This window comes from Pseudomonas kairouanensis, assembly GCF_004682055.1.
Classification (GTDB): domain Bacteria; phylum Pseudomonadota; class Gammaproteobacteria; order Pseudomonadales; family Pseudomonadaceae; genus Aquipseudomonas; species Aquipseudomonas kairouanensis.
Genome location: NZ_QUZU01000005.1, coordinates 198,279 through 215,120, shown reverse-complemented (window position 1 = coordinate 215,120; position 16,842 = coordinate 198,279). Strand labels below are relative to the sequence as shown.

General features: G+C 50.9%; 18 protein-coding genes and 1 pseudogene. 9 read left to right on the top strand and 10 right to left on the bottom strand.

Annotated features, from left to right (window positions below):
* The first annotated feature begins 491 nt into the window (after positions 1-491).
* From DYL59_RS07025 to DYL59_RS31915, 6 genes are all read left to right on the top strand, one after another.
* Entirely contained in the window at positions 492-1,688 is a 1,197-nt protein-coding gene (locus DYL59_RS07025) for a hypothetical protein (RefSeq protein ID WP_135288505.1), read from the top strand.
* Positions 1,689-2,045: 357 nt separating this feature from the next.
* A complete protein-coding gene (locus DYL59_RS07020; RefSeq protein ID WP_073637014.1) occupies positions 2,046-2,339 on the top strand; it encodes a plasmid mobilization protein in 294 nt (97 codons plus the stop codon).
* On the top strand, positions 2,336-3,490 hold the full coding sequence (locus DYL59_RS07015; protein ID WP_073637017.1) for a relaxase/mobilization nuclease domain-containing protein: 1,155 nt from the start codon (positions 2,336-2,338) through the stop codon (positions 3,488-3,490). Before DYL59_RS07020 ends, DYL59_RS07015 begins: the two co-directional genes overlap by 4 nt.
* A gap of 487 nt (positions 3,491-3,977) precedes the next feature.
* A complete protein-coding gene (locus tag DYL59_RS07005; protein WP_073637019.1) occupies positions 3,978-4,289 on the top strand; it encodes a hypothetical protein in 312 nt (103 codons plus the stop codon).
* Positions 4,286-4,888, top strand: coding sequence for a hypothetical protein (locus tag DYL59_RS07000; RefSeq protein ID WP_073637022.1), 603 nt, complete (start codon positions 4,286-4,288; stop codon positions 4,886-4,888). Before DYL59_RS07005 ends, DYL59_RS07000 begins: the two co-directional genes overlap by 4 nt.
* A gap of 226 nt (positions 4,889-5,114) precedes the next feature.
* Positions 5,115-5,306 (top strand): hypothetical protein, encoded by a 192-nt coding sequence (locus tag DYL59_RS31915; RefSeq protein WP_073637024.1) that lies wholly within the window; start codon positions 5,115-5,117, stop codon positions 5,304-5,306.
* Positions 5,307-5,391: 85 nt separating this feature from the next.
* Here DYL59_RS31915 and DYL59_RS06990 read toward each other — a convergent pair whose 3' ends face one another.
* The 6 genes and pseudogenes from DYL59_RS06990 to DYL59_RS06965 all read right to left on the bottom strand — a co-directional run bounded on the left by DYL59_RS06990 (position 5,392) and on the right by DYL59_RS06965 (position 8,410).
* Positions 5,392-5,601, bottom strand: coding sequence for a hypothetical protein (locus DYL59_RS06990; RefSeq protein WP_039757871.1), 210 nt, complete (start codon positions 5,599-5,601; stop codon positions 5,392-5,394).
* Positions 5,602-5,777: 176 nt separating this feature from the next.
* Positions 5,778-6,509 carry a hypothetical protein gene (locus tag DYL59_RS06985; protein WP_073637029.1) on the bottom strand — a complete coding sequence of 244 codons (732 nt, stop codon included), beginning with the start codon at positions 6,507-6,509 and terminating at the stop codon, positions 5,778-5,780.
* Between the two features lie 57 nt (positions 6,510-6,566).
* Positions 6,567-7,010: a hypothetical protein gene (locus tag DYL59_RS06980; RefSeq protein ID WP_073637031.1), complete on the bottom strand. Its 444-nt coding sequence runs from the start codon at positions 7,008-7,010 to the stop codon at positions 6,567-6,569.
* A gap of 57 nt (positions 7,011-7,067) precedes the next feature.
* Complete coding sequence (locus tag DYL59_RS06975) at positions 7,068-7,436, bottom strand: histone-like nucleoid-structuring protein, MvaT/MvaU family (protein ID WP_135288504.1); 369 nt, start codon at positions 7,434-7,436, stop codon at positions 7,068-7,070.
* A gap of 77 nt (positions 7,437-7,513) precedes the next feature.
* Positions 7,514-7,914: pseudogene (locus tag DYL59_RS06970) on the bottom strand (hypothetical protein).
* Positions 7,907-8,410, bottom strand: a complete 504-nt coding sequence (locus DYL59_RS06965) for a 3'-5' exoribonuclease (protein ID WP_073637356.1) — start codon at positions 8,408-8,410, stop codon at positions 7,907-7,909. Before DYL59_RS06965 ends, DYL59_RS06970 begins: the two are co-directional and overlap by 8 nt.
* A gap of 878 nt (positions 8,411-9,288) precedes the next feature.
* Here DYL59_RS06965 and DYL59_RS06960 point away from each other — a divergent pair.
* Positions 9,289-9,471: a hypothetical protein gene (locus tag DYL59_RS06960; protein ID WP_073637035.1), complete on the top strand. Its 183-nt coding sequence runs from the start codon at positions 9,289-9,291 to the stop codon at positions 9,469-9,471.
* An 85-nt stretch (positions 9,472-9,556) separates the two neighbouring features.
* Positions 9,557-11,707, top strand: coding sequence for a hypothetical protein (locus DYL59_RS06955; protein ID WP_238340629.1), 2,151 nt, complete (start codon positions 9,557-9,559; stop codon positions 11,705-11,707).
* A gap of 586 nt (positions 11,708-12,293) precedes the next feature.
* Here DYL59_RS06955 and DYL59_RS06950 read toward each other — a convergent pair.
* Together DYL59_RS06950 and DYL59_RS06945 are read right to left on the bottom strand one after the other, a co-directional pair.
* The gene (locus tag DYL59_RS06950) at positions 12,294-12,893 is read right to left on the bottom strand and encodes a Cap15 family cyclic dinucleotide receptor domain-containing protein (protein ID WP_135288502.1); all 600 of its coding nucleotides are present in this window, start codon (positions 12,891-12,893) and stop codon (positions 12,294-12,296) included.
* Positions 12,894-13,340 carry a diadenylate cyclase gene (locus DYL59_RS06945; RefSeq protein WP_073637041.1) on the bottom strand — a complete coding sequence of 149 codons (447 nt, stop codon included), beginning with the start codon at positions 13,338-13,340 and terminating at the stop codon, positions 12,894-12,896.
* A 739-nt stretch (positions 13,341-14,079) separates the two neighbouring features.
* Here DYL59_RS06945 and DYL59_RS06940 point away from each other — a divergent pair.
* A complete protein-coding gene (locus DYL59_RS06940; protein WP_337678417.1) occupies positions 14,080-14,712 on the top strand; it encodes a 3'-5' exonuclease in 633 nt (210 codons plus the stop codon).
* A 3-nt stretch (positions 14,713-14,715) separates the two neighbouring features.
* On the opposite strand, the gene DYL59_RS06935 is transcribed toward DYL59_RS06940, so the two are convergent.
* The gene (locus DYL59_RS06935; RefSeq protein ID WP_167496662.1) at positions 14,716-15,186 is read right to left on the bottom strand and encodes a Mov34/MPN/PAD-1 family protein; all 471 of its coding nucleotides are present in this window, start codon (positions 15,184-15,186) and stop codon (positions 14,716-14,718) included.
* A gap of 7 nt (positions 15,187-15,193) precedes the next feature.
* A complete protein-coding gene (locus DYL59_RS06930; RefSeq protein ID WP_238340627.1) occupies positions 15,194-16,597 on the bottom strand; it encodes a ThiF family adenylyltransferase in 1,404 nt (467 codons plus the stop codon).
* Between the last annotated feature and the right edge of the window lie 245 nt (positions 16,598-16,842).

Below are 16,842 nucleotides of genomic sequence, written 5' to 3'. Positions count from 1 at the left end.
TATACCCTGAGCAAACATGAAAACATCAGCCGCCGGGCTCGGCGCGAGATTTTCCATAATGGGACGGTCGTGACGGGCTGACGAGAAGCCGTAGAGACTGACCAGGAATCCTGCCCAAGGATTCCTGATAAACTCACGCCCTCTGCCCTGCCCATTCAGATTGCCCAATGCCCCTGACGACCGCTTTACCACGACCTCTTTCTCGGCGCTTTTCCGTTGCGCCGATGATGGATTGGATCACCAAAGCCTTAATTCATTGGGGTTTGCTGTGATCGTGTACATTCTGTGTGCAGACATCGATACCGCCCTCCTACCCTGACAGCGAAAACATTGGACAGACCGATTGGACTCCACGCTGAGCGCCAGTGCCTCCAGCCATAGCACTACCGACTGGCACTACCTACTTTTCCCCTCTCCTGCTCAGTGAATAGCTGCCACTTTCATGCTATGAGTAGTGGCACATTGATCTATGCCAGCCTCATGGAGACACAATGCTGACCATCCGCTATCCACATCTGATGCAGCACGTGAGAGATCTACATCACGGGATAAGTACGATTGCAAACGACAAGGAAGGTACGCTCCTCCTCATAATTAAAGTGCCCAAGGAGGCCGTACTAGCCGCAAAAGCCAAGCAGCGCATCGGGTTCTATCTAGCCCCATGTCGGATGAACGGAGAGACTTACCACGGTCTGGTCACTACATATGAAGATGATGAGCTCAACCCACTGATGGTTGTTACTCCCCTGCTAGACGATGAGATGGGACACTCCATATTTGACCTGCTTTCATCGGAAAGCTTCGACATTCATTTCTTTGACGACAACAATCGCGAACTTCTTGGCTACAGGTCGCAGAACACAAAGTTCGCAGAGTTCGACAAAGGCCAATACAAGCTTGCCCCATCAAGCCTTGAGGCTGCTTATGAAATTCGTGACTTAACTAATCACTGGTTCATGCGCAGATCGCTTCAGGATGATAAGAACTCGATCAAGGTTAATTTCCTTGAACCTCTAATGATCGAGGATTTATTCATTCTAGACGCAGTACCCATGAACAATCTGTTTCAAAAAGGCCCACCTGTGAGCCACTCGACCCTTGAGAGGCTAGAGCCAGGTAGCTTTCAAGAGATGGATATTGTTAAGCTACTTCAGAAAGTATTTCATGAAGACTCAATATTCCTGAACCCACTTCGCACAGATAACAATGAAGAGTTCGTCGACGTTTTAGTTGCCTCCGACGAATATCTGCTGCTGATTCAGGCCAAGGACAGTCCAAACACGGAGAAGTCCTTAGATCGAACTCTAAAAAGAAAGATCTCGACAGTTTCAAAGGCTCTTGATAAAGCTATTGATCAAACGAGAGGAGCAATTAAGTACCTCAGACGTGGTGAGAACCTGCAGTTTCACTTTGGCGAAGATATCTTTGAGATTGAAACGCACGACAAAGTGATCCGAAATCTTATAGTTATCCAGGAAACTTTTATCAATGAATGGGAGAGCTACTCGGAACGAGTTCTTGGGCTGGGTAAAGAAATGAATTCTTCATGTTACGTAATGGGATATCCAGAGCTTGTGACATGGACAGCAAAGCTCAGTACACCAGAGAAGTTCTTTGATCCATTTGACAGTATCATTGAAGAAGGTAAAGAGACTGGTATATTCCCAAGTATAACCTTCTACAACTGATATACCTTCCATATTACTTACTGTCAAAGCGAAGTCGCAAGACCATACTGCGACTTCGCACTCATCCCTTGTGAGCTCCGCACTTACCTAAAGTAAAACCGCACTCGACCAGAGTGATTTCGCACTCCAATACTACGATTTCGCATTCACACCTTGCGAAAGTTTCGGTATACAAGCAAATAAATCAAAATAATTAGCAAAACCACTAGCCCCACCTAAAACTCTTTTTGCACAATAGATCTAGAGCTTCTTTTTAGCCAGTTGTGTCTATGTCAGACAAGTAGGGCTAGATACTCACATCCCTACGGGTGTTGCGTTAGAACAAAGCTCATATAAAAACGATAAAGGTGAGCCAAGATGAAAACTATTGAGAGACAAAACAAAGAATCCCGCATCACCCTGCGACTAAACAAAACGGAGCTCGATGCCATGAATGCTAAAGTCGTTGAGGCAGGATACAAGTCCGCTGGAGCGTTCATTCGCGATTTCGTTGCTAACGGACAAGTGAAGCCTAAAGTCGGTCAGGACGTTGTTCAGATCGCCCGTGAGCTCATGAATCTGGCATCAATGATCAACGCCGACCGTCCAAGCTCCGAACTGCTTGAGAAAGTGAAGTACATCGCTCAAGTGAATCTTGGGGGTGTGAAATGATCGGCAAGATATTTCCCAAGTCCGCAGGGTCTTTCAAGAACCGCATCAGGTACATTTTCGGCTGCACGAAGCACGACCACGAGATCAGTGGCATCCGAACCATCAGCTTCAACACAATGAGCCGCGATCCCCTGCCATGTGTTCTCCAGGGTAACGAAGACGATCTCGCAGAGATGATTAGAGAGTTCGACCAAGTCGAGACGCTCAGGCGCTTCGCTATCGACTCCGACAAGCCCATCAAGCCGGTCTTCCACGCGATGATAAGCCTGCGCCCCGGCGAGTCCCTGACAACCCCTCAGTGGCGCTTAGCTGTCGAGAAATACATGACAGACCTGGGCTTCGACGAAACCAACCAATACGTCGCTGTGATGCATCAGGACAAAGACCATCAACACGTCCACATCGTCGCCAACAGGATTCGCCTCAATGACGAGTTCTCCATGGTCAAAGACAGCAACGAGCGAAGCATCAGCCTGGACTCAGTGTCGGCCATAGAAGCCCGCTTCAGCCTGTCAAAAGCACCGAAGCCGAAGGACACCTGGGGCGTTTCCATTACCCACGCAGAGCTACAAGCATCGATCCGGGACGGTGACCTACCGCTCAAGCACAAAATGATCGCCAAGATCGCAGGCGCTATCGAAGCCACCAACGCCGTCGATGGGGATATGTTCACGTTCACCCGGCTGCTCAGGAAGCAAAAGGTCTACATCAACCTGACGCTCAACGGCGAAGGCGAGCCCAAGGGCATTTCGTTTGAGTTTGACGGCAATCATATAAGCGGCAGACAACTAAAGCGCTCCAGACTGACGTGGCACAAACTAACCACACAAGAGGGAATTCACTATGACCCAGAAACCATTCATCAACTTCAGGTTGAAATTGCTCGCCGAGATAGCGAGGAACAAGAAAGAGCTAGAATCTACTACTATGAACTCATCGCAGTTAACGGGAGCAGAAGAAAGCCTGTCTACGTCAGATTCACGGCAAAAGACTATGACGTCCAGAAAATGATTCAGGAGATTCTGGAGCTGCTGGATGATATTTTTGATGAGCTATTTAAGCCAAGGGAGTGCAGGTTGATACGCAGTTACATAGAGTACATACCAGGCCAGCCGCTGGAGCTAGAAGAGGAACTGGCTCCAGCGCTATAAGATCTCGTTAGTCAGTTAGTACGCAGTAGGGCTGAGTCAGCCTTCCTTTACTGCGCCTTCTATCTTGGACTCTATGGCTTTGGCTCAGTAGAAGATATTGGCGCTTAACGGGTAGCTGGAGGTGTATTTGGTGGCTCACCAGATGCCTGTAACGAGCTGTATAAACGGGCCTGGAACAGGGTATTTGAGTAATGCTGACAGCATGCAAATTCAGTCAGAGAGCTTATTCATGCAGAACGGCATTTGGCACGCCCTTCGGGCCAGCTGTCGTGAATCAAGCCAACCATTTTCAATGGCTATCTTGCCCCTCCGGGCTTCCATCTTCGTGCCTGCATGCTCCGCTTGCCTGATGTGACAGTCCTCCAACGCATCAGTCCCAGCTGCCGTGCTTGGGCAAATCTGTATCTCTTAAAAAAATCGCTTCAGGCTCAAGGTTTTCCGAAACCAACCGTTTGTGATGAGTAAGTACCCTTTTTGAGCGACGGCTTTGACCTTCTCTACACATGACTTCTCACGGCGCCTGAACAGCGCCTTATCGTTCCCCTACACGATTATCGGCAACCGCCAACGGCGGACATGGGAGCGGCTGATCGGCTACATCGAATCCTCAGCCTGCACATCCGAATTCAACAAGGCGGCAGCCTATGCCGAGGGCTATGCGCATGCATTGGCCGATAGCGGGCAGATCGATATTTCCACAGATCGGGATCTGCTGATCATTGCAACGGTGGATGCATGGCGATGCACTCGTACTTACCCGAATACTTCGACCAACCTGAGCTGCCCAGGAAAACTATGACCTCGCTTTTTAAACGTTACGCCGACGGCGGAACATCAGACATGCACATCCATATGCCGCAGCGTCTTCTGCCCACGACCGTCAGTCATTGTCCCCTCGAAGTCTTAGTCGGCAACTGGGAAAAGTATCTGGTAGACCCCTCCTCCGTTCGGGAGCAGTTTCCGTGGGCGGCGCGATTCGTTATGGGCATGCCCGTTCCATCGTGGGCGCGCGGGCTGGAGTGGAACCTTGGGCAGAAGGCTCGTTTCATTTCCGCAGTATGGTCGGGCGCGGATCTGGGGAGCTACCTCACGAATGACTGGTACGAGCCAGTGATCGGTAGCAGGGCATTAGCCGAAAACAGTGAAATTTTGATTGATGGCCAACAACGTCTGCACAGTCTGGAAGAGTATCTCCTCGACCGGTTGGCGATTCCTGATGCACAAGGACAGCCTAGAATTTGGTCTGAGCTCGGCAACGGCGAAAGGAAACGCTTTCTGTCGACGATCTTTACTCATGTCAGGGTGTCGTCTGGTGACGAGGTGGCATTGCGCAGGACATACGATCTTTGCGCACAGGGAGTTGTACCCAGGTCATTCGATCAGCGTACTTCTCGATAGTTATTGAAGCACCATTGGCCGTAGCATGCCCTTGCAGGGACGGCTGTCGTTAACCAAGCCCTGTCTACGACAGGTCTTGGCCCTTCGGGCTTCCATCCTCATGCCCTTCGACCCTCCTGGTCTGCGCGCTCCGCTTGCACAATTATCAAAGTCATTACCCAGCTTGGACATTCCCTGCGGCTACCACATACTAGCTTCTATACATCGTGGTGGGAGGCTAGGCGAAATGGCATGGTCATTTTGGAAGGACAAACGTCCTGAATGGGTTCAGGCAGAGGAGCGAGCGTTTATCAAGGCAGCCAACGGGCTGAAGACTCTGCAAGTGACACCACGAGGCGGCATGCGGATTGACCCCGAGGAGATCAGGGATCAGATCCTTGAGGCCCGTGAGTTATACAAAGACCTGGTTCAGAAATAACGGCAGCGTGTAAGCAACCTGCTTGCAGCCACAGCCGATTCGCACGGGTTCAGAAATTTAAAAATGGTGCTCAATGGAGGTCTATTCACTGACGCCATGGCCCCCAGTTCGGTGGGTTCTCAATGATATCGATTGAGGTGCTGAGCTCATCCTGCATGCGCTCAAAGACTCCATCTAGGGTCGGGTAGGCATTCGACTCCCTGAGTGTGCTCACCAACTGCAGAAGCTCTCTGCCCTGCGCCAAGGGCATTTGAATGTCGCAATAGACAGTGTCTTCATCGTCCGTCATGCCCATCTAATTTCTCCACTCAATCTAGTCGGCTCTGCGCTCCGCTACTGCGATAGTTGTGCGTGCCTAAAGGGAAAAGGCTCTCGTAATCCCTGGCTCCGGTGAAGCACGCCCGTTGATGCCGAATGCCAGCTGCCGGACGATGACGCGACGCCCTTAACCTGAGCCGTGACTCGGCAAGCTCAGTGACATATACCCTGCCAATCTTCCGCGAGGACAAGAAACTTTTTCATATCATCTCGCATCATGTACTGCCAAATAAGCGCTTCATCCTCAACATTCTCATCAATCTCCGGCTTACCCACCAGATTGATCAGATCTACCATTTTTCCGAGTAGCTGCGTTCGATCAGCGCGCTCACCATGGTCTTTAATCCTAGCTACACAATCCGTTAAATCCATCCAAACTCGAGCATGATCAACACCGAGTGAAACGGCCAACTGCAATGAGTTTGAAAATTTTGGATATCCCCACTTGGCGATGAAGGCTAAAGATAGAAACTGTCTCAAATCGGGCTTGCCATTTAGCAGAGTCCTGGACTGGGCGACTTCTTCGACATCTAACGCATGAAATTTACCGAGTGGCTCTGCGTGAGCCATCACTCGGTCGTGAAGGAAGGTTTCAACTAAAGATGACACCAACGTGCTGAGTATTGCCTGAGTTTTTTTCTCGGATCTTCGTCTCGGTATTAACTCAATAATCAGGTAAAAGAAATACGCTGATATCACCCCCGTCAGCAAATCGCCCGCGATATCTTCGAAGGCATCAGACTGAAGCGCCGTAATCAGTCGGGGCCATTCATTCATGCCAGCCGGCACATCAAGCTTTATCTTCACGATTAGCAGTAGGCCGAACGCAATCCAAGCACCGCAAAACAACCAGAATTCCCTGCGATCCTTCAAGAAACTAAACATCCATATCTCCGCGATAACTGGCCACGTATAGCCCAGGCAGACATGCGAGCGGTTAGCTTACTTTGGTAAGCCAGCGCCAGCTGCCTCATTTCGGTTGATGTGTTCTAGCACGCGTTCTAGGAATCGGCGCTCTTCCCCATAAAAGAATGCAGAGGGTTCATGAACCGCCAAGCGCTTGATGTCCTCCTCCCACTCGCCATACCAAGCGTCTGGTTTGTCGACATAGATACCAGGTCGGTCGGCGAATTGGTCGCCGGTGATGTCGACGATCAGGCCGTCGACTTCAAGCCAGGCATGTGAAGCGCCGTCCTTCATCCCGCAAACGTAGAAGAATTCGCCGCCCCCTACGGTGTTCAAATAGTCGCCCATGAGCTCAGAAATGATCCCGCAGCATCCGCGTGGAAAACCTTGGATGTGCATAGGGACATTGCCAGTCTGTACCATCGTCTCGACTGCCGACCTGAAGGCACCTGCCAACTGAAACACTGCTGAACGAAGCATCTCCTATTCCCCATAAAGAAGGGCCCCGCAGGGCCCTTTATTTGTACTCAACCGAATTTACTGAGCCAGCCAGCTCTCGACGGTGTCGGAACCGTATTCAGCTTTCCACTCCTTCAGCACCTTGTGATTGCCGCCTTTTGTCTCGACGACTTCGTCCGAGTGGGGATTTTTGTAAACCTTGACCGCCCGAGCCTTACGGGAGCCCTTGGTTTCAGCAGTGGCTGGAACACGGCGGTTTGAAGACTGCGGATCGAGAATCGCGACAATGTTGCGCAAGCTGTAACCATACTCACCAAGCAGGTCACGTAGTTTCGTTTCGAATTCAATTTCGCGCTTCAGACCATCATCGTTTTTCAGTGTTTCAAGCTCTGCCAATTGGGCAGCAAGCTGTTGTTCAAGCGCGCGGAATTCAGCGAGACGGGACATGTAACACCTCAGATATTTAGTGTTGCCAGTATAGTCAGCACTATCCAAAGTAGACAATCGAAGGTGCCCTCCGACGCCTAACGCTGACGCTCACGCCTTGCAGACATGTGAGCATCCAAGTGCTTCATTTCAGCCTGCCATTGAGTCAGAAATTTGTCCCAGTCATGGGCGTACGGGCCAACGACCAAGCGCGTCGAGCCGGTGCTCGCTTGTAGAAAACGCTCACGCCACGGCTGTGGAATACTGGCCTCGTCAACGATATTGATACCGGAACTGTGGCGCTCAATCAGGACTGCTTTGCGGACAGCATCAATATCGAGATGCGGATGACCCTGGTTTAAGTCGACGCGCTCTTGGTCTTCAATGTCGTCAAGCACATTCAAAATAGCGGCAGCTGTGGGTCGCCCGGCACTAGGTGCGAAAGTGTCCAGAGGGCTTTTCGCCTGACAGACTCACGCGTACGAAGATCATCAGCCATGTTCAATGTCTCGATTGGAACCGGCAGTCAGTCGACGATAAAGGTCGGCTAAGAGGCGAGCATCTAGCAGCGCGTGATGGGGAAGTTCCGGGAGCGTCACGCTGCCGATATCATCCGCTTCGAGATGCCTGAATAGTAGGATGAGGTTTGTTGGACGATTGGCAACATTAGCTGGCCAACGATGATTTACGTAGGCCAATAGGCAGAAGAGATCCCAGTCCCAATCCGGAGCGTCCGAGCAAATCTCGAGCGGGCCTTCAAGGTAGCTTAGGAAAGCGAGCAGTGAGATTTGAGCTTCGACCAGGGGTTGCCCATGTTCAGGTAGGTTAAGCTGAGGCAGGACGTTCTGGATCACGAAGTCGCTGCAGTCTCCCACTAGGTAGGTGTCTGTGAGTTCAACGTAGTATTCGTGGCCGGCCTCGGACACGAGTGCCAGCGAAATCAACTTTGTGTCCCGGTTGAGCTGGGTGAACTCACAGTCCAAAAATAGCTTCATCTGCTCCTCCCTGTGAGTACCTGGTTCATGCATGCCGGTGTACCTTTGGCAAAACGATCAGCCGACTGGTTTCTTTTATGATTTTATCCGATTGTGCTGACGAGTCTGTGCCTGCCTCACAACCAGTGGCATGCGGCATGCGGCATGCGGCATGCGGCATGCGGCACACAATGATTTGTCCGAAAACATGCTGATGGACGACTTCGAGCACGACCGTGGAGTAGTGCTGGACAGAGAGAAGGTCGTTGCCACGAAGAGAATGCCTAGTGTTTGAGAGCAGCGCTCTAGGTATTGAGGCCCCCCATGCTGCGGGGATGCCTTTAATTGATAGGCGGCTTCCTAATGCTTAAAGCCCAATTCAGGTAACCTTCCGTATTCTATTTCCGGCTGGTGCTCGCCACAGGATTTCGAGGAAGGATTTGCTTGGAACAGCTGATACGCGTGACTTCGTAAGCGTTTGAAGCCTTTGGTGTCTCTTTGACACGGAAAACAAGCCTGGTGCGAAGCCTTCAACGATTCGGAGCACGATTCCGCTCTATCTACGCTGTTCGTTGCCGATAACCTGTGCGTAGACTAATTTCGTGGTGATTTCGGGTTGCTAATGCGAAATCGTGTGCTTGACTCACCCCGTGTACGCAAACGTATCAAACCCAAGAACGAATTCAGTGTCCTAACTATGAATTCTATTGCATTCGTCGAGTGGTTCGTAGGAAAGTGAATTCTGGTGATGAGTTTTTGATCATTCACCAGTAGAATCACCGGTCGCTTCAGTCCCTTGACACCTGAAGCACCTTACCGACCATTAGATTGTGTTCGATGATGCCTTCGAAGCTCGCACCCTGAATGCGAATCTTCCGCGCCCTTTGGACGAGATAGCCATGAGCCTGCAAGCACTGATTTCCCTGTCCCGTAGCCCTAACAAGGTTGACGCTGACCGAAATGTCTCTAAACGCCTGGAGCAATCGCGCAGGCAGATGGAAATATACGACCGTGAAATCGAGAACCGTATCGCTGCCAAGGCAGTGACCCGTGAGCAGCTGGCGAAGACCTGCAGCCTCTAACCACTTTTTCAAGGAAAGCAGCCGAAAGGCTGCTTTTTTTATGCCTATGACTCCGTATCTCGTATCCCAATTCGCGCAATCCACCATGACCAACCTGGTTCGCGAATGCTTTGGTTACGATTTTCCGGATATCCTAACGAAGCGCCAGGTAGGTTACATCTTCAACTACCTGAATCGGCTCGACGCGAAAAACGTACTGCTTGAGTTTGAGTACGTGGACAAGGATTTCCTGGAAGATTTCTCGCGCTATTACGCCAAGCGTTACGGTAATGACGGGCACAAATGCGCCCGGATGCATTTCTTCGCCTGCCCACTGGATCACGGGATGGTTTCTGAGATCCTCGCCGGTGGCCCTGAGGCCGAAAAGCTGATGAGGACACTGCAGGCCAGCTATCTCGGCTTCATGGTCATCAAACCGCTTCCTAAAACCTTCATAGGCAAGACGTGCCTCAAGGTGATGGAGGACGAGTCTACGAATGAGAAACGCAAACGTAGGCTCAGCCGGCAGTACAAGGTCGATCTGTTCGGGATCAGCCTGAGTGTCGAGTCCCTAGCCTTCCAGGAGCAGGACAAAGTCATCGCCGCCTGTGCAACGACCGCGATCTGGTCTGCCCTACATGCGTTGCAATGGCACAGCATCCGAAGCGTACATTCGTGTAGTGAAATCACGATGAACGCCTTGAACGACCGCAATGGTTCGTCGAACAGCTTCCCCAACACTGAGCTGAACGCCGAGCAAATGCTGCGTTCAATTGACGCTGAAGGCTTGAGGCATCACCAGGAGAACCTCCGAGGTACCGACGAAAAGCGATTTTTCGAGACTGTGGTGAGCCACATCGATAGTCAGCTGCCCCTGATTTTCATCGGGGACGTGCATTCCCTCGGCGGGCCAGGCAAGAACAGGCCGAAACGCGAAGGCGACCACGCCATTTGCATAGTGGGCTACAAGCAGGATCATGAACAGATTCTGTACATCCACGACGACCGACTAGGGCCATACGTCCGAGCGAAGCTCATTCCTACAGCAGGCTACTCCACAAAGCGCAAACAGATGCGAGAAGTGTGGGCACTTGGCTTACAAACGATGAACCCGGATGGTACGTGGAGCGATCCAGTTGAACTCTTCGAGCCTGACGTACTGATCGTGCCTACAGATAAAAAAGTCCGCCTACCCTTTTACTATGCACTGGAAACCTGCGACCGAATAAAGCAGCAGGTAGCTCAGGACTGGAAGACATGGTTCCCTGCTGACGAATACAACATTGTGGAAGGCATTTCCTTCCGAATCCGCCTGAGGGAGATATCCCACATCCGCCAGGAAGTGAGGACTCAGTCGTTCGCGTTCAACGCCCCAGACCTATCCGAACTGAATTCCGAGGAGAAAGCTGAAGCGGAAAAAGGAGTATCCAACAACCCCAACGCTACTGAGATTACCGCAAGCAGCGATGACCTTGAGCCATCCGAGGAACAGATCAAGCAGTGGGAAAAAGACAAAGTCCGATTTTTGACCAAGGGCTTTGCCCGTTTCCAGTGGGAAGCACAGTTTTTTTACGAGGGCACACCCGCCTTCAAGGCGTTCATTGATGCCACTGACGTCCCCCAGGGGGACGCGGTTTCTGCTGTTTTTACTGACGATATGTTCTACGGCAACGTCGTCCTAAACCTCCTGCTAAGCAACCACACTGCCAAAAGCTTCAAAGCTAAAGACGGCCAGTTCTTCCCTTCGTTCATGCGGCGCCTCGTGGAGAAAGACACCTCCATGGATCGCTACTTGGATGAGACGTACGGTGAACTGAGAGCCCCACTCTACCTTAAAGAGCAAGAAATCCGTGAGCAGGATATCTTCAAGAACCCTACTGCAGTCTGCCTTTATGACGCACCGCGTATACCTATCGTAGAGCTAAATACCAAGTTTACGAGGGGGGCTAGCTACCTAATTTGGACAATATCTAAGGATGGGGCCTTGATCATTGGCAAGGAGCTCACCGTAAAGATTAATGGCCGGTTAGAGAAGTGCGGCCACCCCAGCATCACCGGGTTCAAGCCAGCCCGCATCGCTGGTGAATTGCATAAAGCCGGAAAGGGTAACTGGAAGATCAACTCCAAGTCCGGGCGGTACAGCGGTGACTACCCCAACACTGATGAGCTATTACAGAACGCCCTACATAAATTTCAGCAGTTCTTTCCAAAGGAGGGTTTTGCCATTCAGGCTCCCAAGGCACCTGCCTCCCTCTAACTATGTGTGTAAAGGTCGAAACAGAATGATTGTTACGGTAGCACCGCAGCGGCAGAAAACTCCGCCTGCGCTAATGCTAGTTCGGGTTGAAAGGCGTAATGATCAGCAAGGTGAATCCGTCGCGGACTCCTTGAAAACCGATTCGAGGAATGGATATTCGCCTGAGGCGCGGAGCGTAGTGATCAGCTCCTAAAGTTCTCGGCCTTGGGCCATCGGTATATGAGTGCTGCAATACACCGCGTCCTTCGCGTCCCTGCTCGCAGGTACTTCAGGATTTCGTCATAGTTGAGCCTGCACTTACGGGTCGACTGGCGTGAACCGAGCCACCTTTCGGCGTCTCGGCCCTTTGGGCATTCATCCTCGTGCCTGCGCGCTCCGCTTGGCAGTAACCCACAACTCATTATCCGACGGTGGGGTGCAGCGAGGCGATAATCAAGCCACCCTCCTCTCTACTTATGGAGTTTGTGAAAGGGTGTTGCTAGTGTCGCAGGCTTTATCAACATCCAGCTTTGTGGATAATATGCACAGTTTAAAACATATGCGCAAACATCATATGACCCCGTGTCTATGCCCTTTTGTGCAGAATCTATGACCGCAGTCTTGTCAGTGAAAATTGCCCTTGGCTTTTTCGACTCGTAAAGTAATTGCCTCTTAATACGTCACCCTCATGACCATAAAGCTTAAGAATTGATGCACCCTCATAACCGCCTCCAACCGCATCGTTACAACCTTTCGGGATTATCCTATAAAAATAGTAAAGCACAGGCCGAGCAGAGTTGACATCTTTCAGAGTTTTAACCACAAGCGTTTCGGAGTCAGAGCTTTCAGAGTGAACTTCCATGCTCACTGAAAACAAGCTTTGCTTAATATGTGCGACAGCTTTTGCTGAGCCACCTTTACCGTCCCAAACATACGTGATACTCATATCCCACATACCATTCAAATCCGGAAACACCCAATCATTAAGAGCTGGAAAACGCCTCCACAACTTTCTCCACAGGAAGCTGCCTAACAGAAACAATGAAATCTCTAATACTACAGCTCCGCCAACTACAATCCTGAGAGCGTGCTGGAGCGTCACGTCCACGCCACAGACAAACATTAAAAAAATCAATAAAGTCACAAAAAAAGCATAGATCTTAGCAACAAGCACCATAGCTTTTAACGGAGAAAGTGTAGAAAACATTTATGCCTCCTGAAAATAGACTTCACTGCCATTTTTAAACACAGCCACACCCAGCTTCGGCGTGGAAATCCCAGTAAAGATCACCCCAGGCAAGCTAGAACCAAATAGAGCTGCCAAATATCGCCCTCCGAATACACGATTTCGGTTTGGCAGAACACCGGGCGGAATCGGAGGCGAGAAATACTGCGCCAACGAAACAACTTTTAGATCAGCATTCAAAACATGAAAACCATCGTGCAAATCGTTGTTAGGATTAGATATCTCCGCCAAGTAATGCGCACTATCCAAGGAGCCATCAATCACAAAATCAATGCGCATTGGAAATATTGGTAGACTGACATTATCCTCCAGTACAATCACGCCCACTCCTGAGAATTCTTCCCGTGAAAGCGCAGTTACTTCCCTAAGCATATCGACCAAGCGTTCCAATTTCACGTTATCGCCCACCGAGTTAGCGCCATAAAATAATTTCTGGCTTAATTATTGATCCGATTGATGCGCTCGACATCGAAAGCCACGCCAGCATAGCTGTCAGCGGTGCTTACGGAAATAGCCTGTGGCAATACGGTTGGAGATCATTTTGTCGGATTGGCCGACTCAGATGCTTTCACTCGTCTCGTCGGCAAAAATGTATATGCTCAAGAATTAGCCACCTGCCAATTCGAAAAATCTACACCATGTGAAGATCGGCCCATCCGACGATGAGGGCCAAAAGGTACCTTCCGTCGATACGCTCTGCAGCTAAAATCTGACACTCCATGAGGTCTATTGATGACCCGATGCTTACGGGGCAATACTTTGCGGATCTATACATAGCGGCCACGCAAGGGGATGAAGGCCCAGTGAATTTCTGCGACCATTGTGAGCATGGTTCATGCGTTGCAGATAAACAACGCTGCGCTATCTGTGGAGACGGCCTAAAAGCTCCCGAATGCATGCAATGTGGTACCTCACTTGATGAGTGATACTGATAACGTGCAATCCGAAAAAGCTGTGTCCCCATTTCCAGTACGTGCTCGAAATGGACTAAGGACACGAACAGAAGATTTTACTACTCGAATCGGATCCTGTAGTTGGCTGATACCCTAGGCTCCAGCACTAGACGAGTCTGCTGGCACTTGGCATAAACAACGAACGGAGCGGCGAATGTAGAAAGGTCGTAGAATCGTAGATCTCCCCCAATCAGATGGCCTGTTGGACTATGCCTATCCGAGTAATACAGAGCATTTACCACGACCTCAAGCGGTTCCGGTATCTTTTATGCGTTGACCTTGAGGCCACCTGTGATGAGATAGAGGTGGGTGATCATTCGCGGGCCTTGGTTGTGAAGCCCAGTGAAATGGAGACTATTGAGATCGGCCTTGTCGTGATAGATCTTCATAGGAAGCAAAAGACGAAAAGCTTTCAGACTTTTGTACGTCCCCACCTGCACCCGGTACTCACTCCTTTCTGTAAGAAGCTGACGACCATAGCGCAACGCGATATTGATTCGGCGCCCAGCTTTACTGACGCAATGCAGCGACTCAGGGACTTCATTAGTACCTATGATGATGTTGCTTGGGCCTCATGGGGTAGTTACGACGCCGTCCAGATTCAACGCGATGGGGCAATCAATCAGTGCAGCGCCATCCTGGAAAGCATCCCCCACTTCAATGTAAAAAATTGGGTGGAATACGATTCTGGTCAACGGCCCTCTGGCCTAAAGCCTTGTATAGAAAAGCTGGGGATCGTATGGGACGGGACTTATCATCGAGGAATTGATGATGCAAAAAATGTGGCCTCGCTGGTTCTGCAACTTCTAGATAGCTCAACTAAATGACGGTTATCGAATGAGGCTTTCAGCACGCCAGAGCGTTGCTCCATCATGTACCCACACTCCAAATCCCATTGGTGCAGGTGCGGTGCCAAGGATCATGAATACCAGCCCCTGGTAACCTGATTTTCCAGCTCGTGCCTGTTCCTCAGCCATGGCAACGTCAGTCGGCGAAATATGTGGCTCCAGCTCGGGATGCGAATGCCAGAAGCCGATGCAGTGAAGTCCCTGAACAAACAAGCGATCTCGCTCACGACGTACAGCCTTCATATCTAAACGGACAGAAGTGAACCTGGCCCAGAGTGGCGCAATTAGCGTTACGTGGTCTACCTGCACTGAAAGAGCCTGAAGATCACGGGTGTATAGCTGTCCAACCAACTCGCGTGACTGCCCACCCTTCTGGGCAAGCGCCTGTAGCTGAAGCACCGCTTCCTTAGGAAACTCCAGACACCAGGCTGCATCTGGTATTTGGAAGCGCAAAGGATATCTACCCTCCATAAATATCATGGAATGATCGAGTCAACTGAACAGAGTCAAATATGCTTTTCGTCTTTGGGACATACGGGCCACATACTGCTGCAACGCTGAGAGTGCTGAAAAACCCTTCAGATCTAACCCAACTCCACACTTGGGAGTCTTTAGCCACACCGTCTATTACAGCGAGCGTACGCTCTGATACAAATCCTGCGACCTGAGCGACATCAGATGATCCATAGGGATGAAACCCTGTTCCGCAAGCAGGTAGCTGGATGAGGGTGCCGGATGGCCACTGGGCGACGTTCACACCAACCGCTGGCTCTTCAACGGGGTATTGATCCGCCGGAGCCAGGTGGACTAGGTGGGCTGCTGCGCAAAACGGTTCCATCCAAGCGTGGAAAATTGCTGAGCCATCGAAACACAGATTGCGATACCGAACGAGCATGCTGCGCACGGCAGCTTCACCCGTCAGATCAACCACAACCTCGTACTGTCCTGGCCTACACTGTGAAGGAACCCAGCGCTCTGCCTTAACGCGATGTGCATTCACCTGTACTGAAGGGACGAGTCGCAGCAGACGGGAAGTCATTTCATTGGCCTTGCCCAAATCGATACTATCAGCACCGAGCACATGTCTGGCGCAGTTCGCAGCGTCGAAACTCTCCTTGTCGACGATGTCAATGCTGCCCACTCCTGCTCTCGCCAAGTGTTCAATGACCATTGAGCCGAGTGAGCCACAACCTAGAACCAAAGCCTTAACGCTTCGGCGCCGATCCACCGCCCCCAGGTTTTGATCCCGCGCTAAAGCCCAATTAGCATCCACACGGTCAAAGTAAATCGGAGTGATACGCGGCCTGCTCATACCCGGAATCGTTGGAGCCTCAAGTAGGTAGCCATAACAGACATCGGACTGAACGAAAACAACCATCAGTATTTGTTCAAATTTTTGGCTCTTTTCTATTAGCCAAGCTTTAAGCCTGTGAGTATCGCCGGTCAAATGGCTTATTAGCGCATTGAGTTCATCGATTGAGGTCGGCCAGGCGTCGGGAGTCCAAAGAAACGAGTCCGGTAAAGGAATAAATAACGAGCCCCCCCTTTTCAAAGTGCCGTGCGACCAGCCGTGACGGGTGGCAAGGGAATGCGGGTCTGTATCACCTAGGTTGGCGAGCAGGCTCGTAATTCGTTTCTCTCTCTGCCCTGAAAAATACGCTGCGACCCGACCTTCCACTGGATCATCTACCTGCGAATAATTTACTCGAGCACAGATTGGCGCCACTCCTCCATTTAAAGCTCTTTGCCTCAGACAAAAACGCGCCCAGTACGACAAGCTTTCTCTCTGGAACTCTGTCTGAATCCAAGCTGGATCCTGAGTGTTTTGCCAGAAGTCCTCTAGCTTTGTCAGCACTGCTTTCACGGCACCCACAGGGTTGTCGTAGTCATCCGGCGAGGGTTGCACACCGTGGCAGAACAAGCCTGTCTCTTCCACATGCGGCCATACTAGGCAAAGTCGCTTGGATAAATAAACGGCTGGGGGCACAGCCGGAAAATCTATAGAAATACAAATCTCGGCACGTTGGGAACCTTGGCTAGGATGTACCAACTCAAGATCCCAGACATGCATCTTTCCCCTGTTGTGCGCGCGGCGAGAGGGTACCGCGA